Source organism: Thermoanaerobaculia bacterium, from assembly GCA_035717485.1.
Classification (GTDB): domain Bacteria; phylum Acidobacteriota; class Thermoanaerobaculia; order UBA5066; family DATFVB01; genus DATFVB01.
Genome location: DASTIQ010000058.1, coordinates 1 through 2,006, shown reverse-complemented (window position 1 = coordinate 2,006; position 2,006 = coordinate 1). Strand labels below are relative to the sequence as shown.

At 67.0% G+C, this 2,006-nt stretch carries 1 protein-coding gene; it reads right to left on the bottom strand.

Features of this window, described 5'->3' with window-relative positions; genetic code table 11:
• Positions 1-2,006: pyruvate, phosphate dikinase (ppdK, locus tag VFS34_02890; protein ID HET9793383.1), on the bottom strand; the 2,006-nt coding region annotated here is incomplete at both ends.

The window sequence follows — 2,006 nt, the reverse complement described above, 5'->3', positions numbered from 1 at the left end:
GCACGAAACGTAGTCGAGGCCGGTCCGGTGGAAAAACGCGATCGAGGCCGGATCGCCGCCGTGCTCGCCGCACACCCCGACCTTGAGCTTCGCCCGCGCCGATCGGCCGCGCGAAGTGCCCAGCGCGACGAGCTGCCCCACTCCCTCCACGTCGATCGAGGCGAACGGGTCGTTGGGAAGGATCCCCGCCTCGAGGTAGTGCGGCAGGAACGATCCGATGTCGTCGCGCGAGTACCCGAAGGTCATCTGGGTCAGGTCGTTCGTGCCGAACGAGAAGAACTCCGCTTCCGCGCCGATCTCCGCCGCCAGCAAGGCCGCGCGCGGGATCTCGATCATCGTTCCGACGAGGTACGGCACGCGGCGCCCCTTTTCGCGGAACACGTCGCGGGCGATCCGGTCGGTCATGTCGCGCAGCACGGTGAATTCCGCGACTGTGCCGACGAGGGGGATCATGATCTCCGGAATCGGGCGGCCGCCGCTTCGCGCGACGTCGACGGCGGCCTCGAAAATCGCTCTCACCTGAATCTCGTAGATTTCGGGGTGCGTGAGCCCCAGCCGGCACCCGCGGTGGCCGAGCATCGGATTCGCCTCCGAGAGCCCCTCGACCTTGCCCTTGAGCACCTCGACGGAGACGCCCATCTCCTTCGCGGTCGCGGCGAGCGCTTTCGGCTCGCGGGGCAGGAATTCGTGGAGCGGCGGATCGAGCAGCCGGACCGTGACCGGGAGGTCGCGCATTTCTCGGAAAATTCCGGCGAAGTCGCCCCTCTGCATGGGAAGGATCTTCGTGAGCGCCTTCTTTCTCTCTTCCGGAGTTTCCGAGAGGATCATCTCGCGCACCGCCGTGATCCGCTCTTCCTCGAAGAACATGTGCTCGGTCCGGCACAGGCCGATCCCTTCGGCGCCGAACGCGCGCGCCACGTGCGCGTCGCGCGGAGTGTCCGCGTTCGCTCGAACTCCGAGCGTTCGCACTTCGTCGGCCCATCCGAGAAGGCGGGCGAACTGGCGGTAGATCAACGAATCGGACGGTTTGAGTTTTCCCTCGACGGCGACCTGAATGACTTCCGACGGCCGCGTCGAGAGCTTCCCCGACAGGACTTCGCCCGTCGTCCCGTCGACGGAGAGAAAGTCGCCCTCCGAAACCGTCTGCCCCCGGGACATGAGGCGGGCATAGCGTGGATCGATCGTGATCTCCCCGCAACCGACGACGCAACACTTTCCCATTCCCCGCGCGACGACCGCGGCGTGGGAAGTCATCCCGCCCCGCGAGGTCAGGATTCCCTTCGACGCGGCCATGCCGAGGATGTCCTCGGGGGAAGTTTCCGCGCGGATCAGGATCACGGGATCGCCGCGCTGCGCCATCTCGACGGCCCGCTCGGCCGAAAACGCGGCCCGCCCGCACGCGGCGCCCGGCCCCGCGGGGAGCCCCCGGGCGAGAAGCCGCCCCTCGGCGACGGCCTCTTCCTTTTCCGCGATCGGAAACACGGGGGCGAGGAGCTGGGAAAGCTGCTCCGGATCGACGCGCGTCAGGGCCTCCTTCCGGGAAATCCGCTTCTCGTCGACGAAATCGCACGCGATCTTCACGGCCGCGAATCCGGTTCGCTTCCCGTTTCGAGTCTGGAGGATGTAGAGCTTTCCGCTCTCGATCGTGAACTCGATGTCCTGCATGTCGCGGAAGTTCTTCTCCAGCGCCGTTCGGACCCGGAGGAGCTTCCCGTACACCGAGGGCATCGTCTCCTCCAGGGAATCGCCCCGGCCGGTCGCCGAGATCGGGTGCGGAGTCCGGATTCCGGCGACGACGTCCTCGCCCTGGGCCTTCGGCAGCAACTCGCCGTAGAAGCTCTTTTCGCCCGTCGCCGGGTTTCGGGTGAACGCCACGCCGGTCGCGCAATCGTCGCCGAGATTGCCGAACACCATCGCCTGGACCGTCACGGCCGTTCCCCACGACTCGGGGATGTGGTTGAGCCGGCGGTACGACCGCGCCCTCTCGTTGTCCCACGACTGAAAGA